17 protein-coding genes are annotated in these 20,012 nt (G+C 42.3%); 12 read left to right on the forward strand and 5 right to left on the reverse strand.

The window, feature by feature from the left end; genetic code table 11:
• Positions 1 to 177: 177 nt before the first annotated feature.
• Both IRQ95_RS11915 and IRQ95_RS11920 read right to left on the reverse strand, forming a co-directional pair.
• Complete coding sequence (locus IRQ95_RS11915; RefSeq protein ID WP_194437139.1) at positions 178 to 486, reverse strand: cysteine-rich CWC family protein; 309 nt, start codon at positions 484 to 486, stop codon at positions 178 to 180.
• Positions 487 to 648: 162 nt separating this feature from the next.
• Positions 649 to 1,125 (reverse strand): MarR family winged helix-turn-helix transcriptional regulator, encoded by a 477-nt coding sequence (locus tag IRQ95_RS11920; RefSeq protein ID WP_075652751.1) that lies wholly within the window; start codon positions 1,123 to 1,125, stop codon positions 649 to 651.
• Between the two features lie 330 nt (positions 1,126 to 1,455).
• Here IRQ95_RS11920 and IRQ95_RS11925 point away from each other — a divergent pair, with 330 nt between their 5' ends.
• Positions 1,456 to 3,033: a BCCT family transporter gene (locus IRQ95_RS11925; protein ID WP_194437140.1), complete on the forward strand. Its 1,578-nt coding sequence runs from the start codon at positions 1,456 to 1,458 to the stop codon at positions 3,031 to 3,033.
• A gap of 84 nt (positions 3,034 to 3,117) precedes the next feature.
• Here the strand turns inward: IRQ95_RS11925 and IRQ95_RS11930 are convergent, their stop codons facing one another.
• Together IRQ95_RS11930 and IRQ95_RS11935 are read right to left on the reverse strand one after the other, a co-directional pair.
• The gene (locus IRQ95_RS11930; RefSeq protein WP_194437141.1) at positions 3,118 to 5,004 is read right to left on the reverse strand and encodes a DUF294 nucleotidyltransferase-like domain-containing protein; all 1,887 of its coding nucleotides are present in this window, start codon (positions 5,002 to 5,004) and stop codon (positions 3,118 to 3,120) included.
• A 107-nt stretch (positions 5,005 to 5,111) separates the two neighbouring features.
• Positions 5,112 to 6,308, reverse strand: a complete 1,197-nt coding sequence (locus IRQ95_RS11935) for an aromatic amino acid transport family protein (RefSeq protein WP_194437142.1) — start codon at positions 6,306 to 6,308, stop codon at positions 5,112 to 5,114.
• A gap of 639 nt (positions 6,309 to 6,947) precedes the next feature.
• On the opposite strand from IRQ95_RS11935, the gene IRQ95_RS11940 reads away from it, so the two are divergent.
• Positions 6,948 to 7,556 (forward strand): acyl carrier protein phosphodiesterase, encoded by a 609-nt coding sequence (locus IRQ95_RS11940; protein ID WP_194437143.1) that lies wholly within the window; start codon positions 6,948 to 6,950, stop codon positions 7,554 to 7,556.
• Positions 7,557 to 7,607: 51 nt separating this feature from the next.
• The gene (locus IRQ95_RS11945) at positions 7,608 to 8,867 is read left to right on the forward strand and encodes a DEAD/DEAH box helicase (RefSeq protein ID WP_194437144.1); all 1,260 of its coding nucleotides are present in this window, start codon (positions 7,608 to 7,610) and stop codon (positions 8,865 to 8,867) included.
• Positions 8,868 to 8,933: 66 nt separating this feature from the next.
• On the opposite strand, the gene IRQ95_RS11950 is transcribed toward IRQ95_RS11945, so the two are convergent.
• Entirely contained in the window at positions 8,934 to 9,641 is a 708-nt protein-coding gene (locus IRQ95_RS11950) for a TetR/AcrR family transcriptional regulator (protein ID WP_194437145.1), read from the reverse strand.
• Between the two features lie 997 nt (positions 9,642 to 10,638).
• On the opposite strand from IRQ95_RS11950, the gene IRQ95_RS11955 reads away from it, so the two are divergent.
• The 9 genes from IRQ95_RS11955 (at position 10,639) to IRQ95_RS11995 (ending at position 19,945) form a co-directional block, all read left to right on the forward strand.
• On the forward strand, positions 10,639 to 11,379 hold the full coding sequence (locus IRQ95_RS11955) for an SDR family oxidoreductase (protein WP_194437146.1): 741 nt from the start codon (positions 10,639 to 10,641) through the stop codon (positions 11,377 to 11,379).
• Positions 11,380 to 11,389: 10 nt separating this feature from the next.
• Entirely contained in the window at positions 11,390 to 12,604 is a 1,215-nt protein-coding gene (locus IRQ95_RS11960) for an acetyl-CoA C-acyltransferase (RefSeq protein ID WP_194437147.1), read from the forward strand.
• A gap of 24 nt (positions 12,605 to 12,628) precedes the next feature.
• Positions 12,629 to 12,976, forward strand: coding sequence for a phasin family protein (locus tag IRQ95_RS11965; RefSeq protein WP_194437148.1), 348 nt, complete (start codon positions 12,629 to 12,631; stop codon positions 12,974 to 12,976).
• 58 nt (positions 12,977 to 13,034) lie between these two features.
• Positions 13,035 to 14,828 carry a class I poly(R)-hydroxyalkanoic acid synthase gene (gene phaC / locus IRQ95_RS11970; protein ID WP_194437149.1) on the forward strand — a complete coding sequence of 598 codons (1,794 nt, stop codon included), beginning with the start codon at positions 13,035 to 13,037 and terminating at the stop codon, positions 14,826 to 14,828.
• Positions 14,829 to 15,075: 247 nt separating this feature from the next.
• Complete coding sequence (locus IRQ95_RS11975) at positions 15,076 to 15,591, forward strand: lipocalin family protein (RefSeq protein ID WP_194437150.1); 516 nt, start codon at positions 15,076 to 15,078, stop codon at positions 15,589 to 15,591.
• A gap of 147 nt (positions 15,592 to 15,738) precedes the next feature.
• Positions 15,739 to 16,809, forward strand: a complete 1,071-nt coding sequence (locus tag IRQ95_RS11980; protein ID WP_194437151.1) for a S41 family peptidase — start codon at positions 15,739 to 15,741, stop codon at positions 16,807 to 16,809.
• 530 nt (positions 16,810 to 17,339) lie between these two features.
• Positions 17,340 to 17,600 (forward strand): FeoA family protein, encoded by a 261-nt coding sequence (locus IRQ95_RS11985; protein ID WP_194437152.1) that lies wholly within the window; start codon positions 17,340 to 17,342, stop codon positions 17,598 to 17,600.
• A 182-nt stretch (positions 17,601 to 17,782) separates the two neighbouring features.
• On the forward strand, positions 17,783 to 19,786 hold the full coding sequence (gene feoB / locus IRQ95_RS11990) for a ferrous iron transport protein B (RefSeq protein WP_194437153.1): 2,004 nt from the start codon (positions 17,783 to 17,785) through the stop codon (positions 19,784 to 19,786).
• Positions 19,787 to 19,795: 9 nt separating this feature from the next.
• Positions 19,796 to 19,945, forward strand: a complete 150-nt coding sequence (locus tag IRQ95_RS11995; RefSeq protein WP_194437154.1) for a FeoB-associated Cys-rich membrane protein — start codon at positions 19,796 to 19,798, stop codon at positions 19,943 to 19,945.
• Positions 19,946 to 20,012: the final 67 nt, after the last annotated feature.

Below are 20,012 nucleotides of genomic sequence, written 5' to 3' on the forward strand. Positions count from 1 at the left end.
ACCTGAAAAAAGGACGAACAACCCCCGCCGAGCCATAGCTCAGCTAATTAAAAATATAATGGGGATACAATACTGTTTATTATATTAGTGAGTTCGTATCTTGCAGGCAATAAAAACCATCTCGTTCAACCAAGATTAATTTCTATAATTCGGATTAGTTTTTCTAGGGCTAATTTTTTATTCAATAGGCAGTGAAGATAAGCAGCGTCGGCACATACAAAGATTGGCTTTAGGCGAGTCGGTTAGGTCACGTTTTTCAATATCAAAACACCAGCAGTGGTCTTTACCTGCACTAATGTCACAAAAACTCGCATCACCACAACTTGGACAGTGGTGGGTAGAGTTCTGTCCACGAATTTGGCTAATTTTGTTTATCTGGATTTTTTCGTCCAGGTGACGCCATTGGGTGATCTCGTTAATTGTTCTTAGGCAACCTGAGCAGATGCCGCCATTGTTTTTGCAAACCGCAATACAAGGTGTTTTCAATTGGATCTCCGTTTATTAAGCAAGGATTGTGACTACGCGATGAGGCTCGGAAGGATTATATCAACGATGAGCGCAAAATAGGCGAAGTTGATTGTCCGGGAAGAGAGACTTGCTAAGTCGCAGCAAATTAAAAGGCTCTCACTGGAAGGAGAGCCTAAGTGTTTAGTCTGCTTTTGTGATGCTGCCGAGTTCTAGAACGGGTGCTACATCGATATCTTCTGCATTCATCATTGCAGAGAGGCGCTGTACAGAAGAAAGCAATAGTGTTTGTTCCCAATCGTCTAAACGTTGGAACTTGTTAATAAAGCTCTGTTGTAATGGCAGAGGGGCTTGTTCTAAGCGTTCACGGCCTTGCTCGGTGAGAACCGCATGAACTTTACGTTTGTCAGTTTCACTGCGTTTACGTTCAATCAAGCCATTCTTCTGTAATCTGTCGAGAATGATAGTAGCGGTTGCTTGGCTCATATTGGTGTGATTAGAAAGCTGTTTAATCGTGACTTCACCAAGTTCTCTTATCGATCTCATTAAGATAAGTTGAGGGGCGGTTAGCCCAGACTCTTTACTCAATTTCTTTGAGTGTAAGTCGATTGCGCGGATTATTTGTCTTAACGACACTAGTACTTCTTCGTGCTTTTCCAAGATAAACCCTTAAAACGTCGCTACTTTTTGAAGAACATAACCTAAATTCATCATGATTAGAAGTGTAAACAGTCAAAATTTACAGTCAACAATATCATTAGACTACAAAATATAATCATCCCTTTTTATATAAGGGATTTAGCTAGGTAAAACCGTTTTTACACTAATATTATTGAGTTAACAGGTAAATGTGATGAATAAGTTTGCATAAATTGGCATTTTTTACTGCAAAGCGTACAATATTAACTAATTGCTTAATAGGTAATTGTATCTCAAATCGTTTATAGCTCTAAGCGATAGGTCAAAGAGAAGTAAAACTAGAGAGATTCTATGACTAAAGGAATTGATAAATACAGTATAGACAGTACTGACTATACAATCGGTCAAGACAATGTACAGAAGTGGGGGTTTGATGTTCATAACCCAGTTTTCGGTATCAGTGCTGGCTTTATTGCGTTGTTTTTAATTGGCGCTCTTGTACTTGATGCTCATACAGCTAAATCTGTGCTGGATGGTATTAAGTGGAGCATTATTGGTAGCTTCGACTGGCTATTTATTTGGTCGGGCAACTTATTCGTTGTTTTCTGTTTAGTTCTGATTGTGAGCCCAATGGGCAAAATTCGATTAGGTGGCGAAGGAGCCACTGCAGACTATTCGTTCATTTCATGGCTGTCGATGCTGTTTGCAGCTGGTATGGGTATTGGTTTGATGTTTTGGAGTGTAGCCGAGCCTGTGGCTTACTACACCGGTTGGTACGAAACCCCACTTGGTGTGGAAGCTAATACTCCAGAAGCGGCAAGACTTGCTATGGGTGCAACTATGTACCATTGGGGACTCCATCCCTGGGCAATTTATGGCGTCGTCGCACTCTCGTTAGCATTCTTTGCCTACAACAAAGGCTTACCGCTTTCTATACGCTCTATTTTCTACCCGTTGCTGGGAGATCGTGCTTGGGGTTGGGCTGGTCATATTGTGGATATTTTGGCGGTACTTGCCACACTGTTTGGTTTGGCAACCTCTTTGGGGTTGGGTGCACAGCAAGCGGCAAGTGGTATTCATCACGTATTTGGTGTTGATGCGGGGCTTGGTCTGCAGATAGTGGTTATCACAGTGGTGACATTGCTCGCTGTTGTCTCGGTTATTCGCGGTATCGACGGTGGTGTGAAGGTCATTAGTAACATCAATATGATTGTTGCGTTCCTTCTTTTGATTTTGGTTGCTTTGATTGGCTGGGCGGTGGCGCTTGGTAACATTCCAACCACATTCATGGCTTATATCGAAAACCTCATCCCTTTAAGTAATCCTCATGGTCGAACTGACGAAGCGTGGTTCCAAGGCTGGACTGTGTTCTATTGGGCTTGGTGGATCTCATGGTCACCATTTGTGGGTATGTTTATTGCGCGAGTTTCCAGAGGTAGAACGGTACGTGAATTTATTACGGCTGTACTGATTGTTCCAACCTCGGTGACTTTGATTTGGATGTCAGTGTTCGGTGGACTGGCGATTGATCAAGTGGTTAATAATGTTGGTCAGTTGGGCAGTAAAGGGTTAACCGATGTATCACTGGCAATGTTCGAGATGTTTGATGTGTTACCTATGGGTAATCTCTTGTCGATTATTGCCGTAGTGCTTGTATTGGTGTTTTTTATCACCTCATCGGACTCAGGCTCATTAGTTATCGATAGTATTACCGCTGGTGGTAAAGTTGACGCTCCTGTACTTCAACGTGTCTTCTGGGCATTTATGGAAGGTGCAATCGCGGTGGCATTACTATGGATTGGTGGTACAGAAGCGATTCAGGCGCTTCAAGCAGGGGCAATATCAACGGCTTTACCGTTTACAATCGTATTGCTATTAATGTGTGTCAGCTTAATTATGGGTATGCGCACCGAGAAATACAGCAAGTAGAACTTGACCTTAGCTTATAACGCTATATTCAAAGGGATGCAGAGACGCATCCCTTTTTTACAACGTTCGTTGGCTACAGACTGATTACAAACCACTATTAGCGTGATAGCGAAATTTCAAGAAATTTTGCGAGTTGCTCAGTACTAGGAAAGCATCTTTCAGATTGCGCCGTTCAAATTCCGATAAGTTCTCCGGTTCGATATTGTTGTCCGGTTCAATTTCATTTTCAACGTCGTAAGCTTGGTGGCGAATTCGCACCATAGAGATAAACTCTAACGCATCACGTAGGGCATGCGCTTTGCCTTTAGGTAGGATACCAGCATCGTGAATGTCGTCTAAACGCTCAAATGAATTTTGAGCGCGTGAACCTACGGCTAGAGCATGGACACGGACCAAATCCGCCAGTGGTGCAGTACCGCGGCGTTTAAGGTTTATGGAGTTTTTATGCTGACCATCTTTTTCCACCACAAAGTCTTTGAAAAAGCCCAGTGGAGGAGTTCGATTAAGGGCATTTCGCGCCAAGCAGGCTAAAAAACGATTGTTCTTACGCGCGCGACGGACAATAAAACCATTGAGCTGTTCTGCCCATTTTAACCTTCCATACACTCCGACTAAGTCGAAAAAAATTGAGGCATTAAGCAGAGCTTTAGGATTCGGGTCATCAATCCAATCGGCAAAGCACTCTTCCCATTCAGTGCGAGTCATGCGCCAATCAGGATTGGTTGCCATGATATCGCCAGTACAATAGGTATATCCGCAGCGCGCAAGCCCATCGCAAACAAAGGTGGAGAGTTGCTCAAAGTATTGACCATGTAACTCCGGTTGGTAACTGTTATCTAGAATAATGGCGTTGTCTTGATCGGTGACCAGCAGTTGTTCATCTCGTCCCATGGAGCCAAGAGCAAGAAAGCAGTAAGGAATAGGAGGTGGCCCCAATTTCTCTTCAGCTAACTCAATGATACGTTGCTTGAAGCTTCTGCCAATTACCGACATGGCGCTACCCACCATATGGGAATTTGCGTCCTCATTGACTAGGCGAACGAAACAATCTTTAACCTGCTCTGAAAGTAGCGCGAGATCGTCAATGGTTTGTTGCTGGAAAATGCTGCTAACTAATAACAAGGAATTCTGTGATTCATAGCGAACGATTTCAGTGGTTTCAATGACGCCAATCGGATAGCCGTCTTTAAGTACCGGTAAGTGGTGTACGTTGTAACGCAGCATAGTCAGCATTGCTTCGTATACATAGGCATTGTGGTCAAGTGAAATAACTTCGTGGGTCATGACTTCAGTTACGGGGTTACTTGGGTCAAGGCCAGTCGCTAAAACTCGGGTACAGAGATCACGGTCGGTGATTATACCGACGAGGTTAGAGCTTTCCTCGTCTTCCTCCGCTTCTACTTCGGTATCGATTATTAATAAGGAGGAAACGTTATCATTTGCCATTTTCATTGCAGCATTTTGGATGGTGTCGCGGGCGTTAAAGAATGGTGCGTCGCCATTGAGGAGGGTTCTAACTTTAGAGGTGGTCAGATCGTTTTCTTCATGAGTCGCCGAAACCGCTTGTCTTAAGCGAGTGTTATGTTCCACTTCGACAAAGTCAGCGAACGGTTCCTGACTTTCATACAGCTCAACAAATATCGTTTCAGGAATGCAGTAGATTAGCGTGTCTCTAACCGCTTTGGCTGGAAAGCGTACTTTGTTGTTGGTGAGTAAACCCATTTGACCAAACAGCCCACCACTATCAAGACGATTGTAGAGCTCACCACTACGGCGATAAATTTCTACGACGCCACTTCTCACTAGATAGAGGTCGTGGATTTGATCGCCAAAATTAATTATCGAGGAGCCTTCTCGGTAGTAAGCGACTTCGACACTTTGCGCGATGCGGTCGAGCACGTCTTCATCTAGCTCATCAAACGGAGGGTGTTGAACAATGAATGATTTGACTTCGAGTTGTTCAGCTTCCATGACGCTACCTTAATCATTGATTGGTCAATAAAGCGTATAACAACTTGGCGTGTAAAACGAAAAAGGCTTGGAATTAACCAAGCCTTTTTGATGCCAATAAAGCGAATTTAACCAAGGGCAGGTAAGACGCCAGCGGTAATCAGCAACTGTGCACTAACAATGATGACACCCGCAAAGGCGCACGCCATGACACCAGCTTTACCACCCGCAACTTGATAATTCGTGTCAGTGTATGCTGTGCGAGCTTTCAAAACCATGACCACAGGCAAGAAGACAGCCAGAATTGCTAAGGCAATTGCAGCGTAACCGAGTGCCGTAATGAAACCTTGCGGGTAGAAAAGTGCAAAGCCCATTGGTGGCAAGAAGGTCACTAAGCCAGTTAAGATACGTGATGAGTGTTTCTTGCTCATAGAGTCACCCAAAAACTCGAACAAACCTAAGCTTACGCCTAAGAAAGAGGTCAAAAGAGCGAGATCCGCAAAGATACCGATAGCTTGAGCAATGCCTGATTGCTGAACTGTGGTTGAAAGTTGTCCAATAAGTGCTGACAACCCTTGATTCTCAAGTAGTTCTGACTGGCTAACCACGCCCAGCGTAACCAACTGCCAAAAAACATAAATAACCAGTGGGATTGCAGATCCAATGACAATCGCTTTACGCAGCGAGACAGTATCGCCATCTAAGTAGCGAACAATCGCAGGGATACTGCCGTGAAAACCAAACGAGGTAAAAATGACAGGAATAGCCGCGACAACTAAGCCTTGTTCGATAGGCATGCTTAGCAAGTATGACTGAGTCACGTTTGGTGCTAAGAAAAGTAACACGCTCGCCATAGCAATCAACTTTAGGGTGAAGAGAACGCGGTTTACTTTATCTACCGTAGCCGTACCGATGATCACCACCGCAGCAACAATGGCAGTGAATAATACTGTGCCAGAAGCGCCGGTCATTTCAATGCCTGTCCACTGGGCCACACGTTGACCAAACTGCGCACCGCCACCTGCAATGTATGCAGCGCAAAGTGAGTAAAACAAAAACAACATTGCGAAACTAGCCAGCCATTTGCCGCGTTTTCCTAGGATCTGCATTGCAAGCGTATGTAACGTCGCTTGGCTATCTGCGTGTTGATGAAGTTCGACCATCATAAGCGCGGTATACGCCATTAGTGCCCATAAAAACACCATAATGACTAATGATGTTGAAAAGCCAATCCCTGCTGATGCTAGCGGCAATGCCAGCATACCTGCACCAATCGTAGTACCTGCAATAATCAAAGTACTACCCATTACCTTTGATTTACTCATGTGTATATTATTCTTTACGCTGTGTTGTTGTGATTGCGAATAAAGTGTCTATTAATCGCTCAAATCTAGTCCTATAGGCTAGCTGGTGCTCAGTTTGTAATATTGAAAACTAAATATCAAGCTAAATGTACAATTTAATTTGCATGGTGTAATTAATTGTTTACAGCGGGTTGGGTGGATTCGCTTGCAAACGTTTGCTCGTGCTCTGGTTCATAAATGGTGACGCTGTCGCTTTTGCCTTTCAAAAAAATGTCATATAAAGTCGTATACCCGAGTGACTTCAAGATGCAGGATTCAGAGCGTTGTTATTGATTTGAGTTCAAGGAAAACGCAGCAGCGAAATAGTGAACTATTTCCAAGGTTACTTGGTTTTATAAGGAATAGCCCCAATGCAAAAGCAGAAGGGTAGATACATGAAGTAAGGAGGTCTTATGTGTGACCAGTCTTTAAATGACGAAAGCTTAGAGCTACTTGATGCGTTAGAAATCGGCATTAATTTAGCCGAGTACCCAACCAATGCTGAAGAGAGCATTGAAGAAGCGTAAGCGTATAAATAAATACCCTTCAACTCGATAGCCAGTGCAATAGCGCTGGCTTTGTGCTTTTATAAGAGAAGCATTCGTTACTGATACTACTGTTATGAACTTTCTCGCCCACCTTCACATCGCCCACGTGTCGAACTCTAGTCTTATGGGAAATCTACTGGGTGATTTCGTTAAAGGTGATCCTGATAAGCACTATTCGCATAGTGTTAGTCAAGGCATTCGTTTGCACCGCTTTGTCGATAGCTATACAGACTCGCACTCTGTAATGCGAGAAGCAAAGTCCTATTTTTCTCCTGAGACAAGACGTTTCGCTGGTATCGCGTTAGATGTGATGTGGGACCATTATTTAGCTACCAATTGGAAGTTGTATCACGATCGCCCCTTAAACGATTTTTGCCGTTTCGCTGAACGAGAAGTGAAGTTAGAGCAGCATCAATCGGCGATAATTTCTGAATTGCCGAAAAGATACTTACAAATGACGACGAGAATGTGGCAAGGGCAATGGTTGCAATCTTATCAAACGCTAGAAAACATCGAGTTTGCTTTACAAAGGATGTCACACCGATCACCAAGAATGGCACCGTTAGCCGAGTGTTTTGCGCCTTTATCTGCGCATTACGCTGAACTCGAGTCGTTATTCGTTGATTTTTATCCTGAGTTGCTTCAAGTCAGTAGAGATTTTACCTTTAGTTCTGGTAAGTAACGGGCGCTTGAGTATAGAATCGCAGCCGTTGAAATAATAGGTAACGAAACTATGTCAAAAGCATTTGCAAACCTTGGCTTGGCTACATCATTAGTCGAGACGTTAGTTAAGCTCGGATTTGAAACACCGACAGACGTACAACAGCAGGCAATTCCTTACGTTCTAGAAGGGCGCGATGTGCTAGCTGGCGCACAAACTGGTACCGGCAAGACGGCAGCTTTTGGTTTACCTATTATTCACCGTCTTCTTGAGCAAGGTATCGAGCGCGATTCTCAACGCAATGATGCCTTGGCACTGGTGTTGGTACCGACACGCGAGTTGGCGCAACAAGTATATGATAACCTAACTGCTTATGCGCAAAACACTGAGCTTAAAATAGTGACGGCTTATGGCGGCACTAGCATGGGTGTGCAAGTCAAGAATCTACAAGGTGGTTGCGATATTCTGATCGCGACACCGGGTCGATTGCTTGACCATATGTTCTGTAAAAATGTCTCTTTGCAAAAAGCACACACCTTAGTGCTTGATGAAGCCGACCGAATGCTAGATATGGGTTTTTGGCCTGATCTTAAGCGTATTCTGGCGAAAATGAGCAGTGAGCGCCAAACGTTGTTTTTCTCAGCGACGTTCGACAAAAAAATTAAAGACATTGCCTATCGTATGATGAATGAACCGCAAGAGGTTCAAGTTGCTGCTGAAAACAGTACCGCAGAAACGGTAGAGCAGATGGTCTACCCAGTAGACAAGAAGCGCAAAGCGGAACTACTCGCGTATTTGATTGGCTCTCGCAACTGGCAGCAAGTTCTAGTTTTTACTAAGACCAAACAAGGTAGTGATGCATTAGCCGCTGAGCTTAAGTTAGATGGGATTAAAGCGGTTTCAATTAACGGGGATAAAAGCCAAGGTGCTCGCCAGAAAGCGCTCGATGATTTTAAAGCAGGCAAAGTACGCGCTTTAATTGCGACAGATGTAGCCGCTCGCGGTTTAGACATCAACCAACTTGAGCAAGTAGTTAACTTTGATATGCCATTTAAAGCCGAAGATTACGTTCATCGTATTGGGCGTACAGGACGTGCAGGTAAGAGTGGTCTTGCTGTGTCTCTAATGAGTCGTGACGAAGAGTATCTATTAGAGGCGATTGAGCGATTACTGGATACTCGTTTACCACAGCAATGGCTGGAAGGCTATGAGCCGAGTTTAATTGAAGAAATTGTTGATGACAGAACGCCAGCGAAAAAAAGTCGCTCTTCTGAAAAACGCCGAATGAAAGCGAAAATGAAAATTCATGCGAGTCGCGGTAAGCGTCGCTAATCATTGGAAATCAAAAAAAGCCAGCGAACGCTGGCTTTTTTGGGTCAGGATAAACCACTCCGATGCTTATAGGCGGCACTCAGCCGCGTATACCAGCTCAACAACGGTTTTTGGGGCGAGAATTTTACTCTCATCAACTTGTAGACGATGGGCCATGATCTTATTGAACATTTGCCAATGGTTTAATAAGCATTGGTCAATATCATCAGTTTCATCCGACCATGTTTGCAACAAGAATGGGGAAAGGCTTGCTGCACCGTGCGCGTACATGATCATTTGCCATTTTATTTCCCACACTTTAATTGGTGTTTGTGGGTGCTCACGGTTGTAGTCATCGGCTATCGCGTCTACAGCGGTCTGAATTTTTCCTGATTGATCAACAAAGTAATCAAACAATGCATCTTCTTGACGTACAGCATCAGCGATGAGTTGAATTGGTTGTTTGCTGATCAACATATGCGCCAAAAGCCGCACCGCAAAGATATACATCTTCTCATTTGCGGGAATTTTGTCAGGCATGTTTTCGATGATGGTATGAATATAATTCGTCATGAATTCTTGCAAAGCATCACTGATCGCGTACCAGATTTTTTCTTTACTTCCGAAATGATGACGAATCAGACTGTGTGACACACCTGCGCGTTCACTGATTTGTCGAAGAGATACTCTTTCATAACCGAGCTCGCAAAACATGTCAGCGGCGACTCTTAATATCTCACCTTTCGTTTTTACGGCATCCTGTGCGCTTCTACGACCTTGTTTTCTCTCGATCATTTGAATTACCACCCTAAATTACTCGCTCTTTTTACCAGAAACTGGGCCAAGTTTCATCTTTAATTATATATTGTACACTTGGAAAATAAGCGTTGATCTCATTTGTAAACTATTTATACTGTCCGCTTGGGTAACAAATGAAGAGTTAGGCGCTTACAAAACACTAAACTAAGTGCTTTACGATAGGGCCTATAATGCGTTGTCTTGGAGAGATGTATTGTGGATCTAGTAGTTCTTGATTTGTTACTTTTGGTTTGTTTTTGGCTTTATTGCGATAACCAACATGGAGAATCAGCTTTGCTATCTTACTAACACGGATTGTGGTCCCTGTGTTGTTTGTTATCTGTTTACCGTATCAATCTAACCACTGCCTTAAGGTTAATGCGTATTTGCCAACCCAGCCACTGAGCTGGGTTTTTTATGTCTATATTCCAAGTATTTTGGCGTCACTTGTGTATACAACTGACATTTATGAAATCAAATAGAAATTAATGTTTAATAGTTGAATAAACATCAATCAAAATAATGAATTATACGTTTGTTTTAAACGATTTGAATTTATAATCAAAACACTCATTAGAATAATTCGTTAATAGTTATATTTGTCAGTAATGGAATATGATTGCACTCAAAAAGTGAAATTGACACGTTATTTTTGAAAATTGTAATTTTCAAAAAAAGTACTTATAAATCAGTTGCATACCAATCTGGTCTTAACTGTCTTTGATGTTTTTATTTATTTAAAACAACAGCTTACTGAATCTTAACGACTGTGCAACATTTCATGATAATGAGATCTAACGCAACTTTGAGTACATTTCTAATAAATAATATTTGAAGTGTAACAATTGCCGATTAGTTTTAAATATAAAGAAGTTGATAAAAATATATCGACATAAAAAGGTTTTAAAGATTACGTGTAAGTATGTTTTTGCATTTTATTGATGTGGGAATATATAGACGTTTTTTTAACTTGCTGTTCGACATGGAGTCATAAATGGAAAAGATCGCTTTGATCACTGGATCAAAAGGCGGGATTGGTTCTGCAATTACCTCACAATTAGTGGAAGATGGTTACAGAGTTATCGCCACTCATTCACCTGGGAAACGAGAATGCGCACAAAGATGGTTTGATGAAAATAATTATTCGTCGAATAAGGTGCGTTTGTTCGAGCTTGATGTAACCGATACTGAGCAATGTGCGGAGCGTTTGACGCAACTTCTAGTCGAAGAAGGTACGGTCGATGTAGTTATCAACAACGCTGGTATTACCAAAGATGGGGTATTCAAGAAGATGACCGCGCAAGCGTGGAAAGATGTCATCGATACCAATTTGAATAGTGTGTTCAATGTAACCCAACCTCTATTCGCCGCGATGTGTGAAAAAGGGGGAGGGCGAGTTATCAATATCTCTTCGGTTAATGGCATTAAAGGTCAATTCGGTCAAACAAATTATAGTGCAGCGAAAGCGGGTATGATCGGCTTTACCAAAGCTCTCGCGGCTGAAGGGGCTCGTAGCGGCGTCACAGTTAATGCTGTTGCACCAGGCTACACCATGACCCCAATGGTCGAATTAATGAAGCCTGAAACACTAGATTTTATTAAAGGTCAGATTCCCATGGGGCGTTTGGCAGAGTCAGTCGAAATCGCAAAATCAGTCAGCTTTTTAATTAGTGATGCAGGTGCTTACATTACAGGTGAAACATTGTCTGTAAATGGCGGCCTTCATATGCAATAGGGAGATTGCAGTGGAAAAAGTTTATGTAGTTTCGGCTAAGCGTACGCCTATCGGAGCGTTTGGTGGATCACTTAAAAACGTCAGTGTGGGTGATTTAGCAGCTGTCGCGATTAAATCAGCGTTACAAGATGGCAATGTTGCGCCTGGTCTTATCGATGAGGTGATCGTTGGCAATGTTATCGGTGCTGGCCAAGGTATGAGTGTTGGTCGACAAGCCGCAATTTATGCGGGAATCCCAGAAACCACGCCGGCCTATTCCATTAATATGGTCTGTGGCAGTGGAATGAAAACAGTCATGGATGCCGTGAGTCATATTCGCTCAGGTGATGGTGACATCATCGTTGCAGCTGGCGTCGAAGTGATGTCTCAAATCCCATTTATCGTGCCTGCACAGGTACGTGATGGCCACAAAATGGGCAACATGGCCTTAACCGATTTGCTGATTAACGACGGGTTAACGGATGTTTTCAATCACTATCATATGGGTGTGACAGCAGAAAATGTCGTTAAAGAAGTCGGCTTAACCAGAGAGCAGCAAGACCACTACGCGTTGGAGAGCCAGAAGAAAGCGGTTGCAGCGATTGAAGCGGGTAAATTTGTTGCTGAGATTGCTCCAGTTGAAGTTAAACAGCGTCGAGAGATCGTTATGTTTGATACTGATGAGTATCCGAAAGATAACGCGACCCTCGAAGGCCTGCAGAAACTAAGACCGGCATTTGACAAAGAAGGTAGTGTAACAGCCGGTAATGCGTCAGGCATTAATGATGGGGCAAGTGCAGTGATTCTTGCCAGTGAGTCAGCAGTACAAAAACACAATTTGCGCCCAATTGCTGAAATTGTCAGCTACGCACAGGCTGGCATCGACCCAAAAATTATGGGGTTAGGGCCTGTTCCTGCGGTTACAAAGGCATTGTCTAAGGCTGATATTAGCGCGAAACAAATTGATGTTTTTGAGCTTAATGAAGCTTTCGCTGGTCAAGCTTTGGGAGTAATACATCAATTAGCGGACGAACATGGGCTTGCCGTGACTGAAATTTTAGACAAAGCCAATAAAAACGGTGGTGCAATAGCTCTGGGGCATCCTTTAGGGGCTTCGGGCAATCGTATCTTGGTTACTCTGATTCATGAACTTAATCGAAGTAGCGGCCAGTACGGCGTTGCCTCGCTATGTGTTGGCGGGGGTATGGGAACCGCTGTAATCGTAAAATCAATCGAATGGAATTAATTTAAATAACTAGGAGTTATCGTCATGTACACTGATTTTTTTAAAAATTTTAACGACCAAACTGAAAAGCAACTAGAGCCGTACATCAAATTCAATAAGCTCGTAACGAAAAATGTAGAAGTGGTTACTGAGCTACAGCTAAACGCGATGAAAACGTACAGCGAGATGGGACTTACTCAAATGAAGGCTGCAAGTGAAATTAAAGATGCTACGTCCTTAGTGACCTTTAATTCACAGCAGTTAACAGTATTATCGAAACTTTCTCAACAGATGGTCGATGACAGTAATAAGCTACAAAGTATTGCCAAAGAATTTAAAGATGATGTAGAGAAACTTACTTCGGAAAATTTAAAGACAGTCAACCCAGCATAACCACTGACTCAATATGCCGCCTAGTCTAGGCGGCTTTTTCCGATCTAAGGAGTAACTTATGTTTCAACACTTCTTTTCGGATTACCTTGTTAAGCTCCAAGATACCAATCAAAAGTGGTGGGAAGATTTAGAACTCAACAGGGCATCCGTCAACACTCCATTGAACAAGGCAATGCAAGAGGTCAATTTGGAAGACACTGCATTGCTGTTTGAGAAAGCAGCTAACCAACCCGCAGCGCTAATGGAAGTCCAAGCTCAGTGGTGGAAGCAGCAATTGGACATCTGGCAAAACGTTATTCTGGCTGGTAACCCCGAATGTATTGTCAGTGCGGAAAGTGGTGACAAACGCTTTAACAACGAAAGCTGGCGTAATGAACTGGTATTTAATTTTATTAAGCAGTCTTATTTGCTGTTTGGTAAAACTTATCTAGACACGATCAATAGCATTGAAGGTGTTGATGAAAAGGCCAAAGAACGTTTGGCATTCTTTTCTCGCCAAGCAATCAACGCCATGTCACCAAGTAACTTTATTGCAACGAACCCAGAGTTGCTCAAGTTAACTATTGAACGTAATGGCGAAAACTTACTTGCGGGCTTAGATCAACTTAAGCAAGATCTAGATGCGAGTTCTGATATTCTCAAAGTGCGGATGACGAATAACAATGCGTTCCGCGTCGGTGAAGATGTCGCTAACACGCCAGGTGATGTGGTTTTTGAAAACGAATTGTTCGAGTTAATTCAATATCGTCCGTTAACTGAAAAGGTTCACCAAACTCCGCTGCTCATCGTTCCGCCTTTTGTCAATAAGTACTATATCCTTGATCTTCGAGAGAAGAACTCAATGGTGCGCTGGTTGCTAGAGCAAGGTCATAGTGTATTTATGATCTCTTGGCGCAATCCTGGCTCAGAACAGCGTCAAGTTGAATTTGGTGACTACGTGACAGAAGGTGTCGTCAAAGCGGTTACTGCGATAGAGGATATTACGGGACAATCGCAAATTAATGCCGCTGGCTATTGCATTGGCGGTACTATTTTGGCCTCAACGGTAGCCTATTACGCCGCTAAGCGCATGAAGAAGCGCATCAAAAGTGCAACCTTCTTTACGACCTTACTCGACTTTTCACAACCAGGTGAAGTCGGTGCATACATCAATGAGCCAATTATTAATGCCATTGAAATGCAAAACAACTCAAAAGGCTATATGGATGGACGCTCACTAAGCGTTACATTCAGTCTTTTAAGAGAAAATAGCCTGTACTGGAATTACTATGTAGACAACTATCTGAAAGGTCAGAGCCCAGTTGACTTTGACCTGCTGTATTGGAATAGCGATAGTACAAATGTGACAGCACCCACTCATAATTTCATGCTGCGCGAACTCTACTTGGAGAATAAGCTTGTAGAGGAAAAAGGGGTGAAGATTGGTGGAGTCTGGATTGACCTCGATAAGATCAAGATTCCAAGCTATTTCATTTCTACCAAAGAGGATCATATTGCTCTCTGGCAAGGTACTTACAGAGGTGCGTTGAAAGTCGGAGGTAATAAGACGTTCGTTTTAGGTGAGTCTGGTCATATTGCGGGGATTGTTAACCATCCTAGTAAGAATAAGTATGGCTACTGGGTTAATGATAACCTTGAGGATTCAGCTGAAGATTGGATTAACTCAGCACGTCACAATGAGGGGTCATGGTGGGCGCATTGGCATCAATGGCTAATTGGTTCAAATCCTCCTGAACAAGTTGAGCCGTTTACGCAAGGTAATGAAAATTACCCGATATTATCTCCAGCGCCAGGTCGCTATGTGAAGCAAGTACTACCCGTTGAAGACAAAGTAACAGAAACTGTCGAGTAATAATGATGGTATAAGTATACGAGAGGGGCCAGTGGCTCCTCTTTTTGTATTATCTCTAATCCACTTTACCGCTATCTCTGATAACTAGATCTCAATTACCACTCAAAAAACACAAAACTATCCCTGTAGTTAGTTTGGAACAGTTTAAAGTTATCTTTATCAAGGTTCAGTTCCGTAATTTGTTTCAAGAGACTATTTGTTACAGATGCCTTTATGTCGGGAATTATTGAGCTAATGGAGTCGAGTAATGAAATGGATTTGTTTTGTCTCTGCGTTGTTAACCCTTACCGGGTGCTTGGGAATGCCGGATACGGTAAAGCCCGTTGATGGCTTTAACGTGGATCGCTATACGGGAAAATGGTATGAAATCGCTCGCCTTAATCATTCCTTTGAAGAAGGTTTAGAGAACGTAACCGCTGAGTATATTGCGAAAGAAAATGATGGGTTAGCGGTTGTCAATCGCGGCTATGATCCGGAATCAGGCGAATGGCGACAAGCGAATGGCAAAGCATTTTTCGTTAATCATAGTGACAGTGGATACCTACAGGTTTCTTTTTTTGGACCATTTTATGGTTCTTATGTCATTTTTGGTTTGGATAAACAAGATTATCAATACGCGTTTGTATCGGGGCCAACACTCGACTATTTGTGGCTGCTTGCTCGAACACCAAAGGTTGAACAATCCCTCATAGACCAATTTGTCGAACAAGCCGCCTCGCGGGGGTTTAACACTCAAGAACTGATTTATGTGCGTCATGAATAGTGATCTGTGAGGCGATTTATGGCGTGGTCTGCGGGTGAGAGGATTTAGTGGAACAAGTTTCGCCCTGAATACTGAGGTAAAGTGAGTCTTTCTGCTCTGATTTGGCTATTTCTCGGCGTAGAGATCTGATATTGAATTAGGAGAAAAATGTCTAAGGTTTTTAAAATAGTGTGTTTCAGTTTCGCACTTACCCCTTTTTACGCTTTTTCAGCGCATGTTTCCTGTGATCTTGCACTACAGACTCTCACAAACGAAGTAGAGGAAAACTATGCAGGCTATGTCGACAACAACCGAGATAGTTTGGAGTTGGCTGAGAACCAACTACGCGAACGTATAATTCATAAAACACATGTTGAGTGTTTGGACTTTTTAGCTCAGTGGCTTGATGGTTTTTCGGACCCACAGTTAAGCGTGACGTTTTCACCAAAACATTCATCTAACCCTTCTACTAATGATGGTCTAGAAAACGCAGACCAACGGGTGCAGTTGCGTTGGATTTCTGAAGATGTCGCCTTGTTTAAATTATCTTCCTTCGATGCCAACCTTAAAATGAAGATAGAGGCCTTAATCGAGAGTAATTATTCTCAATTAATGCGTGCTAAAGGGCTAATTGTCGACTTAAGAGGAAATGATTATGGTACATTTCCAACCATGTATTCAGCCCTAGAAATAATTGATATCAAAGATTATCAGTCCATTTGGCATGTTTTGTCATCTGAGAATAACACCAATTATTACGACCAAAACCTTAGTAAGATGCGTAGGAGCGATGATCCTACAATGTATTCTGCTCTAGCGAACCTTGTGGCAGATATGAACCAATTTCCAAACACTTGGTTAGAATACTCTTGGTCTAGGCCGAGTGGAGAAATCGCGCTTAAAAATCTCGAAGCAATCTATATAATTCAAGATGAAACCGTCGCTTTTGCCGCAGAAGAGTTCCTAATTGCAGCGAAAAAAAACGATAAGGTGAAAACCTTTGGTGGGGCAACATTCGGAAATCTCGATTACGCAGAACCCATTTCTTATCCCATTCTTGATTTGTATACAGCGCACATACCTTCTCAAAAGAGGGTATGGTACGAACATGGTCCGATAAACGAAAACGGATTACCGCCAGATGTAAAAATCCATGCATCAGATGAAAAGTTGATCGGATACCTTCATGATTTAATGAAGCTCAAGATCAGGGAATCTCAAGCTCATCTAAATCTTTAGTCCTGCAATTGTTGGGGCTCAATTAATGAGAGGGCAATTGTACGATAAATGCGGTTTATTGCCTCATCAGCTCTCTATATACCATTCAAATTTATAAATAAAACTTAGATTTACTTTATTCGATGTTCGTTTTGATGGTAAACGAGTTTTAGCAATGATGTTTTTTTAGTTGCGAATGTAATGAGCTTTCGCTTCTTTATTCCTATATGCACTATATGGTTTATCAAGGCGATGATGTTTGACGCACATTCTTCTGCTTTCTTACTTAATCTCATCGAGAATTGATTTCGCTCAAGTTTTTCTCCTTTCTCTTATTGGACAATATGCTGTAATAACAATGATTCTCATTTGTGTGTAAATTCTTCGAGACATTGATGCATTCATGTCAGAGGTTATGCAGTATGCAATCAGCATAAAGTTACACTCCGAAGCCCTACAAGTATCAGTACAATTGGGAATGATTATAATTTGAGCTTTTATTATCAAATGTAAGTTACAGAAAAAAGCCTCGTCTATTTTAGGAAGAATGTATGTTTTGGTTTAGTAAAAAAAATAAAACTCAAAAAGTGAACTGTAATACCTTAGCAGGCGCTGAGTTAAATAAAGAATATACGATAAAAAGCATTGTTCAAGACGACAAGGAAATGGCGTATTTTTTAAATACGTTAGGTTGTTTTGCTGGAGAAAGCATAACCATTGTTTCAGTGCTTTCAGATACTTATGTTATATCAGTAAAAGATGCTCGTTATAGTATTGATTCTGATTTGGCTAAGACAGTAATTTTAAACTAGATAGATTTTGAAGATTCATAAGCGTTTTTTTGAAACGAAAATTACGCGCATAGACAACGAGAGATATTCATTCTTTTGGTTATAAGCATTTTGGCCTCTGACTAGAACAGACATTGTTTGAGGTTTTATAGGTTAGCCAAGTCTATTTCTTGTTGTAAGTTAAAATTCATGGAGATAGAGCATTGAAAATTTCATTAGCAGGTAACCCAAATAGTGGTAAAACAACACTATTTAATGCGTTAACTGGCAGATTAGAAAAAGTGGGTAACTGGGCTGGTGTGACAATCAGCAAAAAAGAGGCCCCTTTGCGTAAGGAATTAGCGATTGCGAATGGCGAAGCAACAATCGTTGATCTACCTGGAGCATATTCAATGTCTCCATTTACGTTAGAAGAGAGTATTACTCGCGATTTTATTAAGAGTGAGAATCCAGACGTAATCCTCAATGTCGTTGACGCAACTAACCTAAACCGAAGCCTATTTTTCACTACACAACTTTTAGAGTTAGGTATTCCAGTTGTTGTCGCGTTGAATAAGAGTGATTTAAACAAAAGTAGAAAGCTTACGATTGATGTAACTCAACTTAGTCAACAACTAGGCTGTCCAGTCGTTGAAACGGTTGCGGCAGATAACTCGGTGGCCGGCTTAACAGAATTGGTGAGTAAAGTTGTTGCAAATAAAGAGCAGCAGCAAGTTGCCCCTTTTACTCAAGAATATTCAGAGATCCAACAAGCGGAAGAAGTACAAGCGTTTGACGCTAAGCGTTTTAGTTTTGTTAAGCAACTTGTTGCTGAAGTAGAAACTCGTCAGGTAAGCAGCTCAGAACCAACGATTCACGACAAAGTGGATAAAGTTTTGGCGCATAAGTGGCTTGGGTTGCCAATATTTGCTGTGATCATGTGGTGTGTGTTCTCCATTTCTCAAACGCACGTAGGTCCGCTTTTTGCCGATACTTTAGTTGGTTGGATTGATGGCTTCTACGGAATGGTAGAAGGAATGATGGGAGATGATGTATCTCCACTGCTTAGTGCGCTACTGCTTGATGGTATTATCGGTGGTGTGGGTGCGGTTGTGGGTTTCCTACCTTTAATCATGGTTTTGTTCTTCATGTTGGCATTGCTTGAAGACAGCGGTTACATGGCACGTGTCGCAATCATTATGGATAGATTCTTCAAGAAAGTGGGTCTTTCTGGTAAGTCTATTATCCCAATGATTATTGGTACCGGTTGTGCGATACCAGGCATCATGGCAACTCGCACAATTCAAAATGAAAGACAGCGCCGTACAACTGCAATGCTGACGCCATTTATGCCTTGTGGTGCGAAGTTGCCGGTCATTGCTTTGTTTGCTGGTGTTTTCTTCCAAGATTCTGCGTGGGTAGGGACTAGCATGTACTTCGCAGGTATCGGTCTTATCATTCTTGGTGCTATGCTGATTGTTCGAATTACCGGTGAGAAAAGTACGCGTTCATTTTTTATTTTAGAGATGCCTGAATATCGTGTACCAAGCTTGAAGCTCGCGATTAGCTCGACTCTGTCTCGCGCGAAAGCGTTCGTAATAAAAGCCGGTACCATCATTCTATTGTGTAATGCTGCGGTCCAAATTATGCAGACATTCACATGGGGATTCGAGATTGTTCCAGAAGGTGCTGAGAACACGAGTATTCTTGCTGGTCTAGCTTCACCATTTGCCTTCTTGCTTATCCCACTAGGTTTTGGTGTATGGCAATTGGCAGCTGCTGCAATTACAGGCTTTATCGCTAAAGAGAACGTGGTTGGTACGCTAGCGGTTGTATACGGCATCACTAACTTTATTGATACCGAAGAACTAGCGCTTGTGTCGGGCAGTGCTGATGTTGCAACAGTGATGGGCTTGTCATCTGTAGCCGCTCTTGCTTACTTGGTGTTTAACTTGTTTACTCCACCATGCTTTGCAGCCATTGGTGCGATGAACGCTGAACTAGAAAACAAGAAATGGCTAATGGGTGGTATCAGTTTACAATTAGGCATCGCCTACGTGACTGCCTTTGTTATCTATCAAGTGGGTACATTCGCAACCACTGGTACGCTAGGTGAAGGCTTTATTTTCGGTTTTATCGTGTGCGTTGCGTTGATTGGTTATTTATTTACACTACTCAAAAAAGGCTCACTTAAAGAGCAAGAGAAACTGGGTCTCAGCCTACAGTAAGGAGATAACATGACGAATCTAATTGTTTCGCTGTGTATCGTTGCTATCGTTGGTGGCGCAATCTATAAAATAGTTGCAATGAAACGAAAAGGTGGGGCATGTGCGGGCTGTTCGCAGAGCAGCGGATGTTCATCGAAAAAGAACAACACGCATTGCTAAAGAAACAAATGCTATAACTAAAAACGTGAGCCATATTGCTCACGTTTTTTGCTTATGTGGTGGGCAA

The sequence above is a fragment of the Vibrio fluminensis genome, assembly GCF_015278125.1.
GTDB lineage: Bacteria > Pseudomonadota > Gammaproteobacteria > Enterobacterales > Vibrionaceae > Vibrio > Vibrio fluminensis.

Coding starts and splice junctions, on each gene's coding strand:
- IRQ95_RS11940 (WP_194437143.1), top strand. CDS start 6,948: ATGAACTTTCTCGCCCACCTTCACATCGCCCACGTGTCGAACTCTAGT.
- IRQ95_RS11945 (WP_194437144.1), top strand. CDS start 7,608: ATGTCAAAAGCATTTGCAAACCTTGGCTTGGCTACATCATTAGTCGAG.
- IRQ95_RS11950 (WP_194437145.1), bottom strand. CDS start 9,641: ATGATCGAGAGAAAACAAGGTCGTAGAAGCGCACAGGATGCCGTAAAA.
- IRQ95_RS11980 (WP_194437151.1), top strand. CDS start 15,739: ATGTCTAAGGTTTTTAAAATAGTGTGTTTCAGTTTCGCACTTACCCCT.
- IRQ95_RS11995 (WP_194437154.1), top strand. CDS start 19,796: ATGACGAATCTAATTGTTTCGCTGTGTATCGTTGCTATCGTTGGTGGC.
- IRQ95_RS11935 (WP_194437142.1), bottom strand. CDS start 6,308: ATGAGTAAATCAAAGGTAATGGGTAGTACTTTGATTATTGCAGGTACT.
- IRQ95_RS11955 (WP_194437146.1), top strand. CDS start 10,639: ATGGAAAAGATCGCTTTGATCACTGGATCAAAAGGCGGGATTGGTTCT.
- IRQ95_RS11925 (WP_194437140.1), top strand. CDS start 1,456: ATGACTAAAGGAATTGATAAATACAGTATAGACAGTACTGACTATACA.
- IRQ95_RS11930 (WP_194437141.1), bottom strand. CDS start 5,004: ATGGAAGCTGAACAACTCGAAGTCAAATCATTCATTGTTCAACACCCT.
- phaC (WP_194437149.1), top strand. CDS start 13,035: ATGTTTCAACACTTCTTTTCGGATTACCTTGTTAAGCTCCAAGATACC.
- IRQ95_RS11965 (WP_194437148.1), top strand. CDS start 12,629: ATGTACACTGATTTTTTTAAAAATTTTAACGACCAAACTGAAAAGCAA.
- IRQ95_RS11985 (WP_194437152.1), top strand. CDS start 17,340: ATGTTTTGGTTTAGTAAAAAAAATAAAACTCAAAAAGTGAACTGTAAT.
- IRQ95_RS11975 (WP_194437150.1), top strand. CDS start 15,076: ATGAAATGGATTTGTTTTGTCTCTGCGTTGTTAACCCTTACCGGGTGC.